Origin of the sequence: Polynucleobacter paludilacus (genome assembly GCF_018687595.1) — a bacterium.
GTDB lineage: Bacteria > Pseudomonadota > Gammaproteobacteria > Burkholderiales > Burkholderiaceae > Polynucleobacter > Polynucleobacter paludilacus.
Window position 1 is genome coordinate 1536283 of record NZ_CP061298.1, and the last position, 20816, is coordinate 1557098.

Genomic DNA, 20816 nt, shown 5'->3' on the forward strand with positions numbered 1-20816 from the left:
TAAAATACTCTCATTAAGTTACTTAAATAATCAAACAAAAATGGTCGAAAAGAAAGCTTACAAGCCAACCGCTCGTGCTGTGCCCACCGTCCTAGCGGCGTCGCAGCCTGGGGGTGCTATGGCCTTTCCTACCATGCCATCCCTTGGGGTTGGCACTTTAGATGCTTATATTGCCTACGTCAATCGCGTACCAATGTTAAGCGCTGCAGAAGAATTGCATCTAGCGCAAGAGTTTCGTCGCACTGAAAATGTGGATGCCGCGAGAACTTTGGTGCTCTCTCACCTTCGTTTGGTGGTATCGGTCGCGCGTCAGTATTTAGGCTACGGCATTCCACATGCAGACCTGATTCAAGAAGGTAATGTGGGTCTGATGAAGGCCGTTAAACGCTACGATCCTAGTCAAGGCGCACGCTTGGTGTCTTATTCAATTCATTGGATTAAAGCGGAGATTCATGAGTACATTCTTAAGAATTGGCGCTTAGTCAAGGTAGCAACAACTAAAGCACAGCGCAAACTGTTCTTTAATTTACGCAGTAACAAGCCCACTCTAGCCACGCTCAAGCCCAGTGAAGTCGATGCCCTGGCAAAAGCACTAGACGTTCGCGGCGAAGATGTAAAAGAAATGGAAATGCGACTTGCTGGTGGCGATATCACGCTAGAAGGTGATGATCGTGATGAAGACTCTGCTTATGCACCAATTCAATGGTTGGCAGATTCAAGTCAAGAACCCACTGCCATGCTCGCAGCCGTAGAGGCAGACAATCTTCAGGGTCCTCAATTAGATAAAGCATTAATGTCTCTCGACGAGCGCAGCCGCAATATTGTGCAATCTCGTTGGTTGGCAATGGATGCCGATGGTCATGGCACTAAAACGCTACATGACCTTGCAGCAGAGTATGGAATTTCTGCCGAGCGCGTGAGACAGATCGAAACGTCTGCTCTCAAAAAGATGCGTACTTTACTTCAAGCGCAAGCCGCTTAAACTAGACCACTTATTTCAGCAGCTCTTTCAAGTCATGCGCTAAGGTCTCGGGGCCTTGTGCATGTTTAATGTAGAGACGTAAGTGCCCCTCTGGATCGAAGACATAGCTACCAGCGGTGTGATCGATTGTGTAAGACCCTGGGGATAAGCCGGGTACCTTCTTGTAGTAGATCTTAAAATCCTTAGTGACTTTTTCAAGGGCAGCTTCGTCGGCAGGACGCAGACCCATAAAGCGTGGATCAAATGAGGGCACATACTGTTTTAAGATTGCAGCCGTATCACGCTCTGGATCAACGGTGACAAACAATACCTGCACCTTATCTGCCTGAGAGCCGAGCAGCATCATGGCTTGCTGCATTTCGGTTAAGGTAGTTGGACAAACATCAGGACATTGAGTGTAGCCAAAGAAGATTACTACTACTTTACCTTTGAAGTCTGACAAGGTTCTGATTTTTCCGTCCACATCGAGCAAACTAAAATCACTACCGAAGCCACTGGCGCCCGTAATGTCGATATTTTTAAACTCAGGCTTAGGACTACATGCCAACAGAGCCAGAGCCATCAAAGTCATTACGAGGGAGCGGATAGAAAATCGCTTCATCTTAAATAAAGTAATGATCAATTAATAAAGCAGCAAACAAAAGCGATAAATAGGTGATCGAAAAACGAAACGTTTTCTTCGCTAATGCATCGCTATAAGAAACAAATAAAGCAATTACGTAAGCCAAGAAAATCAATCCTAATACTAGGGCTGAGATCAAATACACCAAACCACTCATGCCGTAGATGTACGGTAATAAAGTAGCTGCAATCAATATCAGGGTATATAACAAAATATTGAGAAGCGTAAAACGCTCACCATGGGTTACGGGAAGCATAGGTAGGCCTGATTGCACATAGTCATCCCGACGATATAGAGCTAAGGCCCAAAAGTGTGGTGGCGTCCATACAAAGATAATTAACACCAATAGCCAGGCCTCAGCCGGCACAGAATTCGTTACCGCAGCCCAACCCAAAGCAGGCGGCATCGCACCGGAGAGACCACCGATCACGATGTTCTGAGGGGTGGCTGGCTTAAGCAACCAGGTATAGATCACTGCATAACCTACAAAAGTAGCTACGGTAAGCCACATGGTTAATGGGTTCGTGAAATTCCACAAAACAAACATGCCGAGTGAACCCAGCACAATTGAAAAAATAGTAATATGAAATGGAGAAATTTCGCCGGTAGCTGAAGGGCGCCAAGCAGTTCGCTTCATCTTGGCATCAACCGCCTGCTCAATCAAACAATTCATTGCAAATGCAGCACCTGCCAATAACCAAATGCCGACGACACCCCCAATTAAAATATGAGTAGGGACCATACCCGGTGTAGCTAAGAACATTCCAATCACGGCACAAAAAACAGCCAACTGCGTCACGCGAGGCTTTGTTAGCACCCAAAATTGGCGCCAACGAGGCAGCTGTTCAGCAGAATGAGTATGTGGAGTATTCATGATCGCTTTGGCATCTTAATCTGAATTGCTGTTTTCCATGAAGCCCAACTACTCAGCCTGACCAAACAAAAGACCAAACCAGCAGCTCCTGCAGTGTGCAAGAGTGCAGCAAGTAGGGGCCATTGAAAAACAACATTAGAAATTCCAGTCACCAGTTGCAACAATAAAAGGGCTATTAATAGGCTGCCTAGTCGATAGAGCTCGGGTTGAGCAGTCTTGCTTACACTGTGTACGCTCAGAGCCAATGTAGCTAAAGCCAGAATCGCAACCATAGCGAACAAACGGTGTGCCCAATGAATGGTTTGCAATGCTTCAGGAGAAATGTAATCCCCCATTGCATTCTTGCCCAATTCTCTCCAGAACGTAAACCCTTCATGCCAGTTAGCATCAGGCCACCATGCACCATTGCAAAGCGGAAAATCTGGACAAGCCAATACTGCGTAATTGGTACTGACCCAAGCGCCTAAAAAGATTTGCATTGCTAGAACAACGAGAGCAAAACTCACGAGCCATGCAGAGAGTGGTTTTTGTCTCAGAGGCACAATGACTGAAGATGGACTTGACCAATTCTGCTGTGCATACAGCGTAAGACAGGCGAGTAGGCATAGAGCCAACATCAGATGTGTACTCACGATAATCGGCTGAAGTTTTAGGGTCACTGTCCATGCTCCAAAAGCACCCTGAACACAAACCAGTACCAATAAACCTAGACTCGCAATTAAGGACCACTTACCAAAAGATTTGACTTTGGTCCAGGCCATGATCACTTGAACAATAATTAAAGTGCCGACTGTCATCGCCAGATAGCGATGAATCATTTCAATCCACGCTTTAAGCAGGGTAACTGGACCTGATGGCATAGAGGTCTCAGCCAGCTGGATATCTCCGATAGCATGCCAGGGATTAGAACTTCCATAACACCCTGGCCAGTCGGGACAGCCCAAACCAGAATCACTTAAGCGAGTGAAGGCACCAAAAATAATTAAATCAAACGTCATAAAGACCAAAAGCCAATTCAGCTTCTGAAAAAATGAATAGCCAGGCTTTTTCCAAAGATAAGCTACAGGAATGCCAGCAAAGATGAGGGCAATCACTGCAAGCTCAGAGAATAAAGCTAAAGTGGGCATTACTGACTTTCGCCCTTATGGTTTAAGCGCAGTAATTTTTCTAAATCTTTTTTGATACTACCGAATTCTTTTGGTGAATTCGTCACCGGAAAGTACATCATCTTTTGAGCACTAGGATCAATCAACTGAATGGCTTCACCAGCGCCCTGCGCATTCAGCCAATCATTAAATTGCGCCCTCAGCTTAGGATCTGTAGGTAAATTCACCACGCTAAAACCCGCTACCTCGTGATCATAGGCCTTGGCAATCTCGGGATCAATTGGCTTACCATCCACATTGACCCACAGTAGTTGCACTCGACCCCCTTCTCGACCCACACCAACTCGCAACTGTCGCATTAAATATAAGCCCTCAACACAGGATGTATTTTGCGCTGTGCACTCTGCGGCAGGGCGTGCGATTAACATAGTCCACTTTCCACTCAGCGGTACCTCAAACCATGCCGGATTGGTATCTTGCACTGGCTGCACTAAAGTGCCGAAATTGGTCTTACCACCCTCTGGCTTAAATACGTAATACGCTAAATAGGATGCAATGACTGGTGCAGCACAGGCAAGCAATAAGAGCAACATTTGTAGACGCCCACGACGAGTCCGCGCATCAATTGCTGCACCTTCTGACTGTGCAGAAGGAATTAATAGCTCTTCTTTACTCACTCATACCCCCAGATAACTTTCGGTATTGCCGTATACCCGAAATCAACCAAAACAAGAATGCGCATACTGCCAAAGCAAACCACTGAAAGGCATAAGCATAATGGCGATCTACCCCTGTTGTCAGTGGGGCCCATTGTCTCAGCAAACCATCGGCCTGCCCATTCTCGATCTCACGCAAGATAAAAGGACTTTGGCTCCAACCATGACTCTTGGCCTCCTGCTCAAGATCCAGATTTTGTTGAATCCGGGGTTGAATGGGTTGATCAGAATTACCAACCCCAAATTGATAGACCTTGCCTGGATTAGCAAATACGATTCCCTCTACTGAAACAGGTTTACCAGGTGTAGCCACAGAGGGAAGCTTGAGTCGATCTAAACCATTGCGGGGAGCCCAGCCCCGATTTACCCAAAGAATCCGTCCACTATCCAGCCTTAATGGCATCAAGACATAAAACCCAGCCTGAGCCGCCTCTCCGTCTTTAGGGACCGGCTGTGGACGGTTATCCAGCCAAATTGCCTCCTCTGGAATAAAAATGCCTTGCGCAACCATGCGTCGCTGATTGGTCTCAGCCAAAGTCCAGTCTTGCGCGCCCGCCTGTAGCGCTGGCATGGCTTGCTTGGCGACTAAGTTGGCAGCGAGCATAATCTTTTCATTGGCTCTGCGTAACTGCCAAAAGCCTGCACTGCTGCAAATGATGATCGTGATTAAGGCTGCTAAAGTAGCAACTATGCGCTTAGTAACGAGGCTAGAAAAAATATTCAATTGAGGATGTTGAAATGAAGTGGATTATTCCCATCGTACTGCTAATGATCGTTGGAAGCTTGGGCTCAGCCCTGTATTACATGATGAAAGGTAAAGGCTCTAGCCCAAAAATGGTGTATTCCTTAATGTTCCGTATTGGGCTATCACTGCTGCTATTCATCGGTATTTTGCTTGCGTATTACTTTGGACTCATACAGCCTACCGGTATCCGGGTTGGCAGCAACTAAAGAAATCAATTACGCCGTAAAACAAATCGGGGCTTAAAGCCCCGATTCTGATTTAACTTACATCCAGTAAACGCAGATGTATAAACCGAGCCAGACAACGTCAACAAAGTGCCAGTACCAAGCGGCACCTTCAAAGGCAAAATGGTGCTCAGGGGTAAAGTCACCACGAATCAAGCGACGCAATACGATTGCCAACATGGTGCCGCCTAAGAACACGTGGAAGCCATGGAAGCCCGTCAGCATGAAAAAGGTTGAGCCATAAACACCTGAGGTCAATTTCAGATTGAGCTCATGATAGGCATGGTAGTACTCAAAGGCTTGGAAGCACAAGAAAACAAAGCCGAGGCCTACTGTTGCTGCTAAGCCAACAATAGCTTGCTTCATATGATTCTTCACTAATGCGTGGTGTGCAAATGTGATGGTGACACCAGAACTCAACAACAATAAGGTGTTGATAGTAGGAATTGGCCAAGGACCCATTGTTTCGAATGGAGCAACCAAACCAGCAGGGCCATCATTAGGCCAAACTGCGGTGAAATTGGGCCAAATCAACTTGCTTTCAACATCGCCCATCCAAGGCATCGCGATATTTCTGGCATAGAACAAGGCAGCAAAGAAAGCGCCGAAGAACATGATTTCAGAGAAGATAAACCAGGCCATCGACCAACGATAGGAGACGTCCACATTCGCGCCATTTTTACCGGCATTAGACTCTGCAATCGTATCGCCAAACCAGTTGTAAAGCACATACAAAACCCACACAATGCCAGCGATTGACAAGGGGCCGCCCCAAGCTGCGTGATTGACCCATCCGACCATGCCGAAGCCAAAACCGATCAGGCCGATCGCAGCCATCACCGGATGTCTAGATAGGCCGGGAACGAAATAATAAGGGGTTGAATTGGATGACATCTGATTCTCTCTATTCAATCAAAAAATTATTAATGGGATACCACTGCTTTCACAATTAACAAAAGGGTACCCATGAAAACCAAAGCCCCAAGCACACCCGCAATGATAATGTGAACAAAACTTATTGAAGCAACATCATCTTGAAGGCCTGCTTTTTTGCGGACCCCCAAAAAAGCCCATAAAACTGCTTTCATGGACTTCAAAAAACTACTCTTTTTCATATCGTCGTCTTTGATTTTGGCGTTGTCGCTCCTGGAGCTGCTGGAGGCACACCAACTTCAAAGAAGGTATATGACAAAGTAATGGTTTTGACATCGTCCGGCAACCCAGAGTCAATCACAAATACCACTGGCATTTTTCTAGTTTCGTTAGCAGCTAAGGTTTGCTGTTGAAAACAAAAACACTCCAGCTTGGTAAAAAATTCTGTGGCGATTTTTGGTGCATAGCTGGGAATGGCTTGGGCTTGCACTGCACGATCTAATCTATTAGAGACCTCATACACAATTTCAGTCATCTCGCCTGGATGAACTTCCAAATAATTCTTCATCGGATGAAAACTAAACGGCCCCCGGCTGTTGGAGTCAAACTCAACAGTCACTTTACGTGAGTAATCCACTTGAGTGTTGCCTACTTTATTAGCGCTATAGGCTCTGACACCATAGTCATTCTTGCTAGTAACCACATTGATACCTGTTACTTCGCATAATGCTTTGTATAGGGGAACTAGCGCATACCCAAAACCAAACATCAACACGGAAGCGATTAAGAGCTTCAGCATGATTTGGCGGTTGAGATTTTGAGAAATGGACATTGAGCAGCGTAGGTTTAACTTAAGAGGCTATGTTTAAGCACGATGCCAATGAAGAAAACAATAGCAATACTTAAAAGTACAAACCCCAACCGCCGGTTATTGGCAACTGAGGTTTGTTGTTGAGCAGATTTAAATTCCTGCTTCATGTAATTGTTCAGCGTTTGGAGGAGTCTCAAAAGTATGATGAGGCGCTGGGGAAGGAACTGTCCACTCTAGGCCTTTTGCACCATCCCAAGGCTTCATTGGCGCCTTTTGACCTTGGCCACGATAAGCAGGCAATGCTACGAAGAAAAGGAAGTAAACCTGGGACAAACCAAAACCAAGCGCGCCAATTGAGGCAATCATATTGAAGTCCGCGAACTGGGTTGGATAGTCAGCGTAACGACGTGGCATACCTGCTAAACCCAAGAAGTGCATTGGGAAGAAGGTGATGTTGAAGAAAATCATGGAAGCCCAGAAGTGAATCTTGCCACGCGTTTCGTTAGCCATCATGCCGGTCCACTTTGGACACCAGTAATAGAAACCAGCAAACATTGCAAATAAAGAACCTGCGACCAATACATAGTGGAAGTGAGCAACAACGTAATAGGTATCTTGCAAGCCAATATCGATTGGCGCCATTGCCAAAATTAAGCCAGTGAAACCGCCCATGGTAAATACGAAGATAAAGCCAACGGCCCACAACATTGGTGTTTCAAAGGTCATCGAACCCTTCCACATGGTTGCGACCCAGTTAAAAATCTTTACGCCAGTTGGTACGGCAATCAACATCGTGGCGTACATGAAGAAGAGTTGGCCTGTTACTGGCATGCCCGTTGCAAACATGTGGTGTGCCCATACGATGAAGGACAAGATAGCGATCGATGAAGTTGCATAAACCATCGAGCTGTAACCGAACAAGGTTTTTCTGGAGAAGGCTGGAACGATTTCACTAATGATTCCGAAAGCAGGAAGAATCATGATGTAAACCTCTGGGTGACCAAAGAACCAGAAAATGTGCTGGAACATCACTGGATCACCACCGCCAACTGCGGAGAAGAATGAAGTGCCGAAGTGACGATCAGTTAAGACCATCGTAATCGCGCCGGCTAAAACAGGCATCACAGCAATCAATAAATAGGCTGTAATCAACCAAGTCCAGCAGAACATTGGCATCTTCATCAGCGTCATGCCTGGAGCGCGCATATTCAAAATGGTGACAATGATGTTGATCGAACCCATGATGGAAGAAGCACCCAGCAAGTGGAGGGCAAAAATTGCCATATCCATACCAGGACCCATTTGCGAGGTCAATGGTGCATAGATGGTCCAGCCGCCCGCAGGAGCACCACCAGGAGCCAAGAATGAGCTCAATAATAAAGTTGCAGCTACCGGCAGAATCCAGAAGCTGAAGTTGTTCATCCGAGCAAATGCCATATCAGATGCGCCAATTTGCAATGGCACCATCCAGTTAGCAAATCCAACGAAAGCAGGCATGATGGCACCAAACACCATCACCAATCCGTGCATGGTGGTTAACTGATTGAAGAACTCAGGGCGGAAGAATTGCAAACCAGGCTGGAACAACTCCAAACGAATACCCAAAGCCATCGTTCCGCCAGCCAGCAAGCTAACGAAAGAAAAAATTAAGTACATCGTGCCGATGTCTTTGTGGTTAGTAGCAAACAACCAGCGACGCCAACCATGTGGCGTGTGATCATCATGCGCATGATCATGTGCGTGATCGAGAGAGCCAGTAACTGTGTTCATGTTTACTCCGGTTTCGTTTTTTCTGTATTGATAGATTAATTACTTACTTACCACTATGTGCCGTAACAATGTCTTGAGTCTGAATTACCTCACCAGTATGGTTGCCCCATGAGTTTCTGGTGTAAGTAATAACAGCAGCAATATCAGCGTCTGATAAAACACCGCCCCACTTTGGCATTGCATTTTTACCGTTGAGCAGGATATAAAACTGACCCGCTTTAGGTCCATTGACAACCTTGCTTCCATCAAGAGCAGGGAAGGCGCCAGCACCTTTACCATTAGGCTGGTGACATGCTGCGCAATTCGCTGCATACACCTTTTCACCGCGAGCTTTTTGTTCTTCAAGGGTATAAACCTTGGATGGATCTTCTCCACCTGCAGCCATGGCTTTTTGTTTCTCAGCAACCCAGGCGGTGTAATCCTCAGCAGAAACTACCTTTACAACAATAGGCATAAATGCGTGCTCTGCGCCACAGAGCTCAGAGCATTGACCGCGGAAAGTACCGATCTTGTCTGCACGGAACCAGGTATCACGCACAAAGCCAGGTATCGCATCTTGCTTGACGCCAAATGCAGGAATAGTCCAGGAGTGAATTACATCATTCGCAGTAGTGATCATGCGAATTTTTTTGCCGACTGGTACGACCATTTCATTGTCGACTTCCATCAAATAGGTATTTGATTTTGGTGCCAAGTTGTTAATGGCTTCGCGTGAAGTTGAGAGCGTGGAAAGGAAGTTAATACCTTCGCCTTCGCCTTTAATATAGTCGTATCCCCATTTCCACTGATAGCCAGTGACTTTGATAGTGATATCAGAGTTGGTGGTGTCTTTCATTGCTACAACAGTTTTGGTAGCTGGCAAAGCCATGCCAATCACAATTAATAATGGCACTACAGTCCAGATAATTTCAACAGTAGTGCTTTCATGGAAAGAGGCTGATTTGTGACCGAGTGATTTACGGTGCTTAAGAATGGAGTAAAACATCACTCCGAATACGCCAATAAAAATGACCGCACAAATGATGAGCATCATGATGTGCAAACCATGAATTTGCTCCATGATTTTTGTTGCAGGTACAGCAAAATTGATTTGATTTACGGCTGGGCCGCCAGGCATGTTTTCTGAAGCGTTTGCAAGCGTTATGCCCAAACTCGCTAAAAGTGTTAGCGCAGCCTTAGTGACTTTTCCAAATAAATTCATCTTATTCTCTATTTATTGTCCCTAGCAAATTGAACAATCTTGCTTGGGATGCTCAAAAAGCGGTATCTAGCCAATACATCCAGCGGTAATTATAGGGTGAATTAACAGCTTCAACAATTGAGCCCCTCGAAGAGCAAAAGGATGATTAGTGGCTCAAAATGATAGTAAGCACTTACATTTAATTAGGATCACGCCTTGTCTTGCGCTGAATTTGCCGGGGATCAATATAAGCCAGCTGATCTTTGGCTCTAGTGAGGTGCTTACCGATAGCCCACGCATGTCCGTAGACCACCTCAAGTGTCATTTTTTTTGGTAAATCTGGAGAAGCCGCCTGCATTTGAGGTGCTTGAGTCATTAATTGCAAAGCAACAGAGTCTGCGATCAAAAGAGTATTTGATTCGTATTCCAAATGAACATACTCCATGTCCATCACCGGCTCTGAAAAGCCTTCTGATAGCACTGCGTCACCCATATCGTGCATATCCCAAGGACTCGCCAACTTTTGTAGAACCCCCTCTAGCCCAGGTATGCCAATCAACTCTTTACCAGTATCAGGGCCTAAGTAGGCAAAGGTCAGAAGCCCACCCTCCCGCAGCACTCTCCAACATTCCTGTAAAAAATGTTTTGGGTCAGGAAGGTTTTGTAGAAGCAAATCGCTAAAGACCACATCAACCGAATCATCCGGAAGATCAATGTGCCCAGTCTGTCGATAACGCTCTAAAGAAAACTGATTTCCTCCGCAAAATATTGCGCGCGATTTTCGAAACATCTGAAAGCACCACGAATCCCAAGCACTCATGGTGGGTTCTGAAGCGCTATTGATACTCACACCCGGAAATCGCTTAGCTAAAAGTGCAGCATGCTTCCCCGGAAAATCCGGAATCACCAGCAGATCATTTACATCAAGCTTAACGATTTCTAGCTTTTGCATCATCCGACTTGCAATTTCGGATTGAAGCCATCTTAAGGGTCGGGTCATGTGCTCAGTATACTCAGCGGCCCATGTTTTCAATAGCAAAACTATTGCCCAACGCTTGCATTATTTGCGAGTCTTTTCAGGATGATCTCGTTTGCCTAGGATGCTTGAAAAAACTCTCTGATGAGGCTCTTTGTCATTATGAATGTTGCAGACAATGCGGCATCTGCTTAACTGCAGTCGAACTTAGTGCAGGCAAGTGTGATGAATGTCGACTAGAACCACCCCACTTTGATGAGAGCGTTTGTCTTGCATCTTACGAAAGCGGTTTGCAAAAATCCCTACATAATTTGAAATACACCAAGCGCATCAGTGTGGCGCATGGCTTAGCCAGCACTTGGAATCACATTCTGGCATCGCGCTTAGATTATGTTGAAATTGACTTAGCAATGCCTGTGCCGCTGAGTCAGAAAAAATTATGCGAGAGAGGTTTCAACCAAAGCTGGGAAATTCTGCGTCGCATACAAGTACCCAAAACCATTCAAAAATTAGCGTGTGTGCTGCAAAGACATCATGCGCCACATGACCTTGTAGGATCTGACAGCACTTCACGAGCAGAAACGGTCAAAGATATGTTTTATCTCAATCCCCGCTTTAAAGATTCCATCAAAGGCCGGCACGTGGTGATTTTTGATGATGTGATGACAAGCAAAGCCACTTTGAATGAAATTGCTGCTGTTCTGAAGGACAATGGAGCTTCACGAGTTCTGAATTGGGTTTTACTCAGAACCCCAAGATACATGACCAAAAGATTGCAGCATGTTTAATATTGTTTTATTCCAACCTGAAATCCCACCTAACACTGGCAATATCATCCGCCTGTGTGCGAACACTGGAGCATCGCTTCATTTAATTGAGCCTCTAGGTTTTCCGATGGAGGACGCAAAGCTTCGGAGAGCGGGTTTGGATTACCACGAATTTGCTAGCGTCAAAGTACATCAAAACTGGCAAGTTTTTCTCATGAATGAACAGCCCAAAATGGAGCGGGTGTTTGCGCTGACCACGAAAGGCTCTGGGCATTTTCATGCTGGCCATTATCAGCCAGGCGATTATTTTGTCTTTGGCTCTGAAACCAAAGGCATTACTGACGAAGTGAGAGATTCCATTTCTGCCCAAAACCGGATGCGCCTAGCGATGCAAGAGAGCAGTCGCAGTCTTAATCTTTCCAATACGGTTGCCATTGTTGTCTACGAAGCCTGGCGACAAAATGGTTTGCAAGGCGGTAGCTAGAAAATGAGCTGAATCAGACTTCTGTTGTTGGATCGCGACCCATTAATTTCTGCAAAGCTTCTTGCGCACCAACATGACCGGATAAAACTTCCGTCATCGCATTCGTAATAGGCATTTCTACCCCCAGGCGCGCCGCCAAATTGCTCACTGCCGAGGCACATAAAACGCCTTCAGCTACATGCCCTAGTCTATCTAATATTGTTTGTAGTGGCTGGCCAGTAGCAAGCGCTAAGCCCACTTGTCGATTTCTTGAAAGGTCACCGGTAGCTGTCAAGATCAAATCGCCAACACCCGTTAATCCCATACAGGTTTCTGAGCGTCCGCCGGCTGCTTTGACCAAACGCATCATTTCTGCCAAGCCTCGCGTGAGAACTGCTGCACGCGCATTCAGCCCCAAATTTAAGCCATCACTAATACCTGCCACAATCGCTAGTACATTTTTAATTGCGCCACCCAACTCAACGCCGATCAAATCATCGCTCGCATAGATTCGCATATTGCCATGATGAAAAGCGGTTTGCACAATCGTACATAGTTCATCTGATTGACTGGCCACCGTCAAAGCACAAGGCATTCCATTGGCTACCTCTTTGGCAAAACTGGGTCCAGACAACACACCGTATGCATGCTTAATACCTTTGTTATGCAAACGATCTTCTCGCTCTACGACTTGATGTGGCAAAAAGGTCGAGCTTGACTCTAAGCCCTTACAAAGCCAAACAATGTTTAAAGCATGTTTTGCAACTTGCAATACTTGAACAAGTGTCTCTGCTAAACCAGCCATCGGTGTTGCAATCACCAATAGATCATGCGAGCCTAAGCGATGAATCGCCTCAGAAAAGTTGGCTTCTAGACGAAGGCTCTTGGGTAATGTGAAACCAGGTAAGTAGGTGCGGTTCTCACCCTGTTTTTGGATATGCTCAATCTGCTCCAAGGAGCGCGACCATAAACAGACTTTGTCATGCTCAAGAAAACGAGCAGCCTGAACGGCCATCGCCGTTCCCCAGGCTCCAGCTCCAAGCAGCGTCACTTTCATGATCTGTTGGCCTTTTTAAGCAGCTTAGTTAGGAAGAATGATTTTGCTTTCTTCGGCGGAACTATCTTCTGAGCCCGCAGCAGCCTGTTGAGCCTGCATTAAGCGATGCTCATACATTCCGTGGAAATTGACTTCATTCAAATGAATTGGCTGGAAGCCAGCGCGGCTGATGGTGTCAGCAATATTGGAGCGCAAATAAGGATACAAAATCGTTGGGCAAGCAATGCCTAACATGGGATCAATTTGCTCAGGAGGGATATTGGCAAATTCAAAAATACCGGCTTGATTGGCTTCAATCAGAAACAATACTTTGCCTTCAATGCGAGCGGTAACAGTCCCAATAACGCAGACCTCAAATAATCCATCTGAAAGACGGGTGACTGCAATATCGATTTCCACTTGAACTTGTGGTTCTTTTGGAATCAATAATATTTCTGGCGCATTTGGCTGCTCCAAGGAAAGATCTTTTAGATAGACACGTTGAATCCGAAAGCTCGGGGCCTGATCTTGATCCAAACCGTCTTGAGTTGAAGTGGCTTTATCGCTCATGAAAATTCTCTCTATTGAATATTTACGCTAAAAGAAGGTCTAACTGTCCAGCACGATCTAGGGCTACCAGATCATCATATCCACCAACATGGGTATCGCCAATATAGATTTGTGGCACGGTTCTACGACCCGTTTTTGTCATCATGATTTCGCGCTGAGCTGGATCTTTGTCGATCAAAATCTTCTCTAGATTGCTTATACCTTTTTTCTGCAAAAGCTTTTCGGCCATCACGCAGTAAGGGCAAACTTGGGTGCTATACATCAAGACTTGTGGCATATTTTTTACTTAACTAAAGGCAAAGCGGCTGCTTTCCAAGCAGCGATTCCGCCGTCTAAGACGGCTACTTCAGCAAATCCAAGCGTTTTGACCACTGCAACAGCCTTGCGGGAGTCGCTACCATTCTCACAAATTAAGACCACTGGATGCTTGCGATCCAGCTTGAGCTTACCCATCTCAGCCCCCAAGGTGGCTGCAGCGACGAATTTCGCCCCAGGCAAGTGACCTGCTTTAAAGGCATCTTCAGAGCGCAAATCAAAGACATAGGCCTTACGACGATTGATCCAAATCGTCGCCTCGGTTGGAGAGAGGCCCTTTCCACTGATAAGCGTAGATAATGTGGGTAGGAAGAGTGCGATACCTGAAACAGCTAGTAAGGCAATCAGCGCTAAATTGTCAATTTGAGTGAAAAAGTTCATCACCAGATTATAGAATGGCTCTATGAAACAACTTGTTCTTATTCGTCACGGCGAATCCGCTTGGAATCTTGAAAACCGCTTCACCGGCTGGGCCGATGTTGATTTGACCCCAAATGGGGCAAAACAAGCGCATGCTGCAGGTGAAAAGCTTCTCAAAGCGGGTTACGTATTTGACATCGCCTATACCTCCGTTCTCAAGCGTGCGATCCGAACCTTGTGGGGCGTTCAAGATGCTATGGACCTCATGTGGATTCCGGTGGTCCATAGTTGGCGTTTAAATGAGCGTCACTATGGCGCATTAACGGGTTTGAATAAAGCAGAGACTGCAACTCAGTATGGTGACGAGCAAGTCCATATTTGGAGAAGGTCATATAACATCCGCCCTCCTCTATTAGAGACGCATGATGAACGCAATCCCCAAAAAGATCGCCGCTATGAAAAACTCCACCCCTCTGAAGTGCCGCTTGGAGAATGCCTGGAAGACAATGTCGAGCGGGTCCTACCATTGTGGAATGAGTCGATCGCCCCTGCACTCAAGGGTGGCAAGCGAATTGTCTTGGTTGCACACGGCAATAGCATCCGGGCACTCATCAAATACTTAGATCAACTTTCTGATGAAGCCATCATGGAAGTGAACATTCCCAATGGTATGCCCTTGGTATATGAGCTTGATGACAATCTCAAGCCCATTCGCCATTTCTATTTAGATTAAAAAAGAAAAAATATGCGCCAATTTTTAAAGAATTTTGCCCTCATTGCAATTGGCTTAATTGCTGGAGTTGCAGCAACGATTCAATTGTCGGCAACTGCCCAACAAAATACAACTCTGCCTTTAGATGAGCTTCGCACCCTCTCTAACGTATTTGCCCAGATCAAACGTGAATATGTTGAACCAATCGAAGATAAGCAATTATTAACAGATGCAGTAAAGGGTATGGTCAGTAGCCTTGACCCTCACTCCACATTTCTAGATAAAAAAGATTTTGAAGAGATGCAGGAGCTAACTACAGGTAAGTTTGCTGGTCTCGGAATTGAAATCACCTCTGAGGATGGCTTGGTGAAAGTCTTGAATCCCATTGAAGGCAGTCCCGCAGAGCGTGCTGGCCTTCAGGCTGGGGATTTAATTACTCGCTTAGACGACAAGCCTGTCCGTGGCATGTCTCTTGATAAAGCCGTTCGAACCATGCGTGGCACTCCTGGTACAAAAATTACTTTGACCATTTATCGCAAGAGCGAAGAACGGACATTTCCTGTCACAATCACTCGCGCAGAAATTAAAGTGCAATCAGTCAAAGCCAAGATTTTAGATAAGGATATTGCTTGGGTGCGCGTCACCAGCTTTCAAGAGCGAACCGTTCCAGATCTTGCTAAAAAACTGACTGAGTTGGCAGCGCAAGATCCCAAGCTAAAAGGGATTATCTTGGACCTTCGCAATAATGGTGGTGGCCTCTTACAAGGTGCAGTCGGTGTTGCAGCGGCATTTTTACCAAACGATGCAGTGATTGTTTCTACCAAAGGTCAAACGCAAGATTCAAAGCAAGTATTTAATGCCACTCCAGCCATGTATCGATTAAATGAGCCTGGCGATCCCCTTGCTGGCGTCCCTGAAATCTTTAAGAAACTTCCGATGGTAGTTTTGGTAAACGCCTACTCTGCTTCAGCCTCTGAAATTGTGGCAGGTGCTCTACAAGATTACAAACGTGCAACGATTATCGGTAAGACCACCTTTGGTAAAGGTTCCGTACAAACTGTGCGCCCCCTCACCAATGACAGCGCCCTCAAGATTACGACTGCTTACTACTACACACCTAATGGCAGATCTATTCAAGCTTTTGGTATTAAGCCTGACATTGCGGTAGATCAAAGTAAAGATGGCGATCCAGATGATGTCCTGATTACTCGCGAGGTAGATAGCGAGAAACATCTTCGTAATAAACAGGCATCTGAAGAAAAATTAATTGCTGATCGTGAAAAGCGTCGTTTAGAAGAGATGCAGCGCATTGAAGAAAAAAATGCAAAGAAGACCGATCAAGAAAAAGAAGCTGAAAAGGCTAAGGCTAAAAAGCCTATCGAACTTGGTAGTCCTGATGACTTTATGCTCGAGCAAGCTGTCTCCTACTTAAATGGTGGCACTGTTAAGCGTTCTGCTTCCAAACTCGAATAAATCCGTTAGCACCTCTCGAGATAGAAAATGAATGATGAACAGCTACTGCGCTATTCAAGGCACTTGCTTCTCGAAGAGATTGATGTTGCTGGCCAAGAAAAACTGCTTGCCTCACACGCAGTCATTATTGGTGCAGGAGGACTTGGCAGTGCTGCAACCCCCTACCTAGCTGCAGCAGGTATCGGCAAACTGACTTTGGTTGATCATGACCAGGTTGATTTAACCAATCTTCAACGGCAAGTGATGCACTCCCACAAAACGATTGGGCAAAATAAAGCTGCATCTGGAAAACAATTTCTGGAGCAGCTGAATAGCACGATTGAACTCATTGCTGTTGAGGAAAGGGCAAGCGCCGAGTTGCTGAATCTACTTCTGCCAACAGCACAGATTGTCTTGGATTGCACTGATAACTATGCGACAAGACAGCTCATCAATCTCGCTTGTGTCGAGCACCAGTTGCCCTTGGTTTCAGGAGCTGCGCTTCGCTTTGACGGCCAGGTGAATGTCTTTGATATTCGTAGTCCTGAATCACCCTGCTATGCCTGTATCTTTTCTCCAGAGGAGCAGTTTGAAGAAACAAATTGTGCAAGTATGGGTGTCTTTGCCCCACTAGTAGGCATCATTGGGAGCATTCAAGCAGCCCAAGCCCTTCAACTCCTGATCGGCTTTGGTGATCCATTGATCGGCAGAATGCTGCTTTGGAATGCGCTCACCACCCAAATCGATGAAATTCGCTTAAAACGCAATCCTGAATGCTCAGTTTGTGGCAATCGTCACTAAACCGATTTACTAAGTGAATCTAACTCGCTAAGAGGTGCTCAAGCGCGATCGCCTGAGCCTCTGGCTCAACTGCTTTCAGTATTTCAGGGAGGTGAGATTTGAGCTCACTGACATTGGCCTTCAGTATCTCACGCTTCACCAGTAAAAGTTGACTGAAGTGCATGGAGAAGTCAGTTAAGCCCATTGCCAGTAATAGCTTAGTCAATGTAGGGTCGCCAGCCATCTCACCACAAATAGCAATCGGTGTCTTCGCTTCATTTGCCTGGGTGATGATGGTGTAAAGCAAACTCAAGATGGCGGGATGCAAAGGGTCATACAAATGTGCCACGGCATGATCAGCCCGGTCAATTGCTAGAGTGTATTGAATTAAATCGTTTGTCCCAATCGATAAAAAATCAAAGTGGTGAATGAATAAAGGAAGCGTCAAAGCAGCCGCAGGGATCTCAATCATGGCTCCAACTTGGATGTTGGGATTAAATGATTGGCCTCGTTGATGCAACTGCAGTTTGGCCTTTTCAATCAAGCGAAATGTTTCATGAATCTCTTTTGCATGCGCCAGCATCGGAATCATGATCCGAGCCTGTCCATGAGCTGATGCCCGCAAAATTGCTCTTAATTGCGTTAGGAAAATTTCTGGTTCAGTGAGGGACCAACGAATCGCTCGCAAGCCTAATGGTGAAGTTCCTGTTTGCGATAAATCACTGCCAGCCCCAAGGGCTTTATCTGCGCCCACGTCTATCGTCCTGATATTCACTGGCAAGCCATGCATTAATTCGATAACGCGCCGATATTCCTCGTATTGTTGCTCTTCATCTGGCAATGCCTGATTACGATCCATGAATAAGAATTCAGAACGAAATAAACCCACACCGACCGCCCCAAACTCAACAGCCTGAATAGCATCTTCAGGAAGCTCAATATTGGCAAATAATTCAATGGCTACTCCATCTGCTGTACAGGTTTTGGAGTGCTTCAGATTCTGTAACTTACTAGTTTCTTCGATTGCTTTGACTTGAAGAGCGCGATACTCAGCTAATAATTGCTCATCTGGAGCAACGATCACTACCCCATGCTCTCCATCCAAAATGAGCCAATCGCCATGCCGAATCATTTCACTAGCGTGTCGCACGCCAAGCACTGCAGGTATTTCCATACTGCGCGCCACAATGGCGGTATGCGAGGTCTTACCTCCGAGATCCGTTACAAAGCCCGTGAAAGCATGTTCTTTAAAACGCAACATATCATGCGGAGCAATGTCATGCGCAACGATAATGGCATCTGCTCCAAGCTCGCTCGTTGGTAGAGCATCGGGTTCTTGTAAAGAATCGGATTGCTGATTACTAAGAGCCTTTAAAACACGCTCAGCCACCTGACGAATATCATTTGCACGCTCTTTGAGATAGGCATCCTCAATCTCAGAAAACTGCTCGAGTAAATCATTCAATTCGGTTGTCAGGGCCCAGGCTGCATTTAAGCGCTCAGTCCGAATCAGCTTGAGTGGTTTTTCAGCAAGTGCAGGATCGGCCAGAATCATGCCATGAACATCCAAGAAAGCCGCCATCTCCTGAGGGGCATCTTTAGGCAGGCCTTTGCGCAACTGATCTAGCTCTAAACGAACTTGCTCAAAGGCATCTAATAATTTTTGCGCTTCCGCTTCTTCTTTGCCCGGCTCAATCACATGGTGACTGACCTCTAATGCCGCACGCGAAATCAACACTGCCTTGCCAATTGCAATACCCTTCGATACCGGAATACCGTGCAAGGCAAATGTCATGGTTATTCAGCCTCACCAAAACGATTATTAATCAGCTCGGTTAAGGCCTGCATGGCCTCATCCGCTTTATCACCAATCGTTTCAAGCGTCACAGTACTGCCAATACCGGCGGCTAACATCATGACACCCATAATACTTTTTGCATTAATTTGACGTCCATTGCGTGATAGCAATATTTCACAGGGAAACTCAGCCGCTAGTTGAGAGAGCTTAGCAGAGGCCCGAGCATGTAATCCAAGCTTATTCACAATCTGAATATCGGCAACTGGCATTTATGTTTGCTCCTGAATTTTTTCTGTGGCAACTTTATTTCCCAAGCGAAGGATTCCGTTTTGACCGCCTTGCAAGGCCTTGAGGGCCAAAGAATCTAGCCCATCTTCTCGGTGTGAAATACAACGCATCAACATTGGCAGATTTAAGCCTGCCAAAACAATGACTTTTGGATGCAGACCAGATGACGAGCCACTGGTCTCTAATTTAGTGGCCACATTAGCAGGAGTGGCGCCCATCACATCGGTTAGTACTAGAACTCCATTGCCATTATCAACTTCATTCGCCGCTTGTAGCACCCGCTCAAAACTGACCTTTGTATCCTCATAAGGTGGAATATCAATTGCCCTGACTCGCTCAGGCGATTTACCAAAAATGTGCTCTGCAAACCCGTACATGGCACTTGCTACCGGAGTATGCGCAACAATAATAATTCCAGCCATTTTTATTTCAATGCTTTCTCTAAAGCCTCTAGCCAAAACTGAGCTACATCAAAGCCACTTTGCTCAGTTATCTCAACAAAACAAGTCGGGCTTGTGACATTGATTTCAGTCAAATACCCGCCAATTAAATCTAATCCTACTAAAAATAAACCGCGTTGATTCAGCAATGGGGCCAACTTTTGTGCAAGGCCTAATTCTTGAGGAGTGAGCTGCATTGCCACCCCCTTACCTCCAGCAGCTAAGTTACCCCGAATCTCACTCCCCTGCGGGATACGGGCCAAGGCAAAAGGCACTACCTCACCGCCAATCAAAAGCACCCGCTTGTCACCCTGCGCAATCTCTGGCAAGAAACGCTGAATCATTAAGGTTCTAGAGCCATTCTCTCCCAGCGTTTCAACAATACTTGCCAAGTTGAGGCCATCAGCCCCGACACGAAACACACCCATTCCACCCATACCATCCAATGGCTTAATGACAATATCGCGATGCGCTTCATGAAACTTCACTACGGCAGAAAGTTCACGAGTCACTAAAGTTGGGGGGGTAAGCTCAGGAAATTCAGTGATCGACAACTTTTCTGAATGATCACGAATGGCGTTTGGGTCGTTGAATACCTTCGCACCTTGACGTACAGCCGCCGACAAGAGCCAAGTGGTATTCAGGTATTCAATATCAAAAGGAGGATCGGTACGCATCAGTACTGCAGAAAAATCTTTTAGAGCACGTGCCTCGGTTTTGCTCAACTCAAACCAAGAATGTCCACTGGGCTTGATTGCTAGCGCTTGGCAATCAGCAATGACTGTCTCGCCGCTCCAAAGAATATTGCGACTTTCTGCAAACCATAATTGATGCCCTGCTGTCTGGGCAGCGCGCATCATCGCCAAGGTGGAGTCTTTCGAGACCTTAAAACTCTCGAGTGGATCGGCAATAAATAAAAAATCCATTCATCTACCTCTATATCGCCATTAGCAATG

At 46.0% G+C, this 20816-nt stretch carries 27 protein-coding genes; 7 read left to right on the plus strand and 20 right to left on the minus strand.

Annotation, left to right across the window (positions count from 1 at the left end):
• Positions 1-40: 40 nt before the first annotated feature.
• Complete coding sequence (gene rpoH, locus AOC06_RS08020) at positions 41-982, plus strand: RNA polymerase sigma factor RpoH (protein WP_215380048.1); 942 nt, start codon at positions 41-43, stop codon at positions 980-982.
• A gap of 10 nt (positions 983-992) precedes the next feature.
• Here the strand turns inward: rpoH and AOC06_RS08025 are convergent, their stop codons facing one another.
• From AOC06_RS08025 to AOC06_RS08045, 5 genes are read right to left on the minus strand one after another with little or no spacing between them, the layout of a single operon-like run.
• Positions 993-1583, minus strand: coding sequence for an SCO family protein (locus AOC06_RS08025; RefSeq protein WP_215380050.1), 591 nt, complete (start codon positions 1581-1583; stop codon positions 993-995).
• Between the two features lies 1 nt (position 1584).
• Positions 1585-2478: a heme o synthase gene (gene cyoE, locus AOC06_RS08030; RefSeq protein WP_215380052.1), complete on the minus strand. Its 894-nt coding sequence runs from the start codon at positions 2476-2478 to the stop codon at positions 1585-1587.
• Positions 2475-3605 (minus strand): COX15/CtaA family protein, encoded by a 1131-nt coding sequence (locus tag AOC06_RS08035; protein ID WP_215380055.1) that lies wholly within the window; start codon positions 3603-3605, stop codon positions 2475-2477. The genes cyoE and AOC06_RS08035 overlap by 4 nt, the downstream gene beginning before the upstream one ends.
• Positions 3605-4261, minus strand: coding sequence for a redox-active disulfide-containing membrane protein (locus AOC06_RS08040; RefSeq protein WP_215380058.1), 657 nt, complete (start codon positions 4259-4261; stop codon positions 3605-3607). Before AOC06_RS08040 ends, AOC06_RS08035 begins: the two co-directional genes overlap by 1 nt.
• Positions 4254-5024 (minus strand): SURF1 family protein, encoded by a 771-nt coding sequence (locus AOC06_RS08045; protein ID WP_255879940.1) that lies wholly within the window; start codon positions 5022-5024, stop codon positions 4254-4256. The genes AOC06_RS08040 and AOC06_RS08045 overlap by 8 nt, the downstream gene beginning before the upstream one ends.
• Positions 5025-5038: 14 nt before the next feature.
• On the opposite strand from AOC06_RS08045, the gene AOC06_RS08050 reads away from it, so the two are divergent.
• The gene (locus AOC06_RS08050) at positions 5039-5251 is read left to right on the plus strand and encodes a twin transmembrane helix small protein (protein WP_215336407.1); all 213 of its coding nucleotides are present in this window, start codon (positions 5039-5041) and stop codon (positions 5249-5251) included.
• Positions 5252-5308: 57 nt separating this feature from the next.
• Here AOC06_RS08050 and AOC06_RS08055 read toward each other — a convergent pair whose 3' ends face one another.
• From AOC06_RS08055 to AOC06_RS08085, 7 genes are all read right to left on the minus strand, one after another.
• Positions 5309-6163, minus strand: coding sequence for a cytochrome c oxidase subunit 3 (locus AOC06_RS08055; RefSeq protein ID WP_215380061.1), 855 nt, complete (start codon positions 6161-6163; stop codon positions 5309-5311).
• A gap of 29 nt (positions 6164-6192) precedes the next feature.
• Positions 6193-6384 carry a DUF2970 domain-containing protein gene (locus AOC06_RS08060; RefSeq protein WP_215271902.1) on the minus strand — a complete coding sequence of 64 codons (192 nt, stop codon included), beginning with the start codon at positions 6382-6384 and terminating at the stop codon, positions 6193-6195.
• The gene (locus AOC06_RS08065; RefSeq protein WP_215380063.1) at positions 6381-6974 is read right to left on the minus strand and encodes a cytochrome c oxidase assembly protein; all 594 of its coding nucleotides are present in this window, start codon (positions 6972-6974) and stop codon (positions 6381-6383) included. The genes AOC06_RS08060 and AOC06_RS08065 overlap by 4 nt, the downstream gene beginning before the upstream one ends.
• 14 nt (positions 6975-6988) lie before the next feature.
• A complete protein-coding gene (locus AOC06_RS08070; protein ID WP_215380065.1) occupies positions 6989-7120 on the minus strand; it encodes a cytochrome oxidase small assembly protein in 132 nt (43 codons plus the stop codon).
• The gene (gene ctaD / locus AOC06_RS08075; RefSeq protein WP_215380067.1) at positions 7104-8723 is read right to left on the minus strand and encodes a cytochrome c oxidase subunit I; all 1620 of its coding nucleotides are present in this window, start codon (positions 8721-8723) and stop codon (positions 7104-7106) included. The genes AOC06_RS08070 and ctaD overlap by 17 nt, the downstream gene beginning before the upstream one ends.
• Before the next feature lie 43 nt (positions 8724-8766).
• A complete protein-coding gene (coxB, locus tag AOC06_RS08080; protein WP_215380069.1) occupies positions 8767-9924 on the minus strand; it encodes a cytochrome c oxidase subunit II in 1158 nt (385 codons plus the stop codon).
• Positions 9925-10102: 178 nt separating this feature from the next.
• Entirely contained in the window at positions 10103-10903 is an 801-nt protein-coding gene (locus AOC06_RS08085) for a methyltransferase domain-containing protein (RefSeq protein ID WP_255879944.1), read from the minus strand.
• Positions 10904-10926: 23 nt separating this feature from the next.
• Between AOC06_RS08085 and AOC06_RS08090 the strand changes: the two genes are divergently transcribed.
• The gene (locus tag AOC06_RS08090) at positions 10927-11667 is read left to right on the plus strand and encodes a ComF family protein (RefSeq protein ID WP_215380073.1); all 741 of its coding nucleotides are present in this window, start codon (positions 10927-10929) and stop codon (positions 11665-11667) included.
• Positions 11660-12130 (plus strand): tRNA (uridine(34)/cytosine(34)/5-carboxymethylaminomethyluridine(34)-2'-O)-methyltransferase TrmL, encoded by a 471-nt coding sequence (trmL, locus tag AOC06_RS08095; RefSeq protein WP_215380076.1) that lies wholly within the window; start codon positions 11660-11662, stop codon positions 12128-12130. The genes AOC06_RS08090 and trmL overlap by 8 nt, the downstream gene beginning before the upstream one ends.
• A gap of 13 nt (positions 12131-12143) precedes the next feature.
• Here trmL and AOC06_RS08100 read toward each other — a convergent pair whose 3' ends face one another.
• From AOC06_RS08100 to AOC06_RS08115, 4 genes are read right to left on the minus strand one after another with little or no spacing between them, the layout of a single operon-like run.
• Positions 12144-13166 (minus strand): NAD(P)H-dependent glycerol-3-phosphate dehydrogenase, encoded by a 1023-nt coding sequence (locus AOC06_RS08100; protein WP_215380079.1) that lies wholly within the window; start codon positions 13164-13166, stop codon positions 12144-12146.
• Positions 13167-13190: 24 nt separating this feature from the next.
• Positions 13191-13715 (minus strand): protein-export chaperone SecB, encoded by a 525-nt coding sequence (gene secB / locus AOC06_RS08105; RefSeq protein WP_215380081.1) that lies wholly within the window; start codon positions 13713-13715, stop codon positions 13191-13193.
• A gap of 22 nt (positions 13716-13737) precedes the next feature.
• Positions 13738-13992, minus strand: a complete 255-nt coding sequence (gene grxC, locus AOC06_RS08110; protein ID WP_215380082.1) for a glutaredoxin 3 — start codon at positions 13990-13992, stop codon at positions 13738-13740.
• Positions 13993-13997: 5 nt separating this feature from the next.
• The gene (locus AOC06_RS08115) at positions 13998-14411 is read right to left on the minus strand and encodes a rhodanese-like domain-containing protein (RefSeq protein ID WP_215380084.1); all 414 of its coding nucleotides are present in this window, start codon (positions 14409-14411) and stop codon (positions 13998-14000) included.
• Positions 14412-14433: 22 nt separating this feature from the next.
• On the opposite strand from AOC06_RS08115, the gene gpmA reads away from it, so the two are divergent.
• The 3 genes from gpmA to AOC06_RS08130 are packed head-to-tail and all read left to right on the plus strand — an operon-like array spanning position 14434 to position 17355.
• A complete protein-coding gene (gene gpmA / locus AOC06_RS08120; protein WP_215380086.1) occupies positions 14434-15123 on the plus strand; it encodes a 2,3-diphosphoglycerate-dependent phosphoglycerate mutase in 690 nt (229 codons plus the stop codon).
• Between the two features lie 12 nt (positions 15124-15135).
• Entirely contained in the window at positions 15136-16575 is a 1440-nt protein-coding gene (locus AOC06_RS08125) for a S41 family peptidase (protein ID WP_215380088.1), read from the plus strand.
• Between the two features lie 27 nt (positions 16576-16602).
• Entirely contained in the window at positions 16603-17355 is a 753-nt protein-coding gene (locus AOC06_RS08130; protein WP_215380090.1) for a HesA/MoeB/ThiF family protein, read from the plus strand.
• 19 nt (positions 17356-17374) lie between these two features.
• Here the strand turns inward: AOC06_RS08130 and ptsP are convergent, their stop codons facing one another.
• Genes ptsP through gshB form a run of 4 tightly spaced genes read right to left on the minus strand, consistent with a single transcriptional unit; the run spans position 17375 to position 20786 of the window.
• A complete protein-coding gene (ptsP, locus tag AOC06_RS08135; RefSeq protein WP_215380092.1) occupies positions 17375-19129 on the minus strand; it encodes a phosphoenolpyruvate--protein phosphotransferase in 1755 nt (584 codons plus the stop codon).
• Between the two features lie 2 nt (positions 19130-19131).
• Positions 19132-19401, minus strand: a complete 270-nt coding sequence (locus tag AOC06_RS08140; protein ID WP_215336438.1) for an HPr family phosphocarrier protein — start codon at positions 19399-19401, stop codon at positions 19132-19134.
• Positions 19402-19842, minus strand: coding sequence for a PTS sugar transporter subunit IIA (locus AOC06_RS08145; RefSeq protein WP_215380095.1), 441 nt, complete (start codon positions 19840-19842; stop codon positions 19402-19404).
• Positions 19843-19844: 2 nt separating this feature from the next.
• A complete protein-coding gene (gshB, locus tag AOC06_RS08150) occupies positions 19845-20786 on the minus strand; it encodes a glutathione synthase (protein WP_215380097.1) in 942 nt (313 codons plus the stop codon).
• Positions 20787-20816 lie beyond the last annotated feature (30 nt).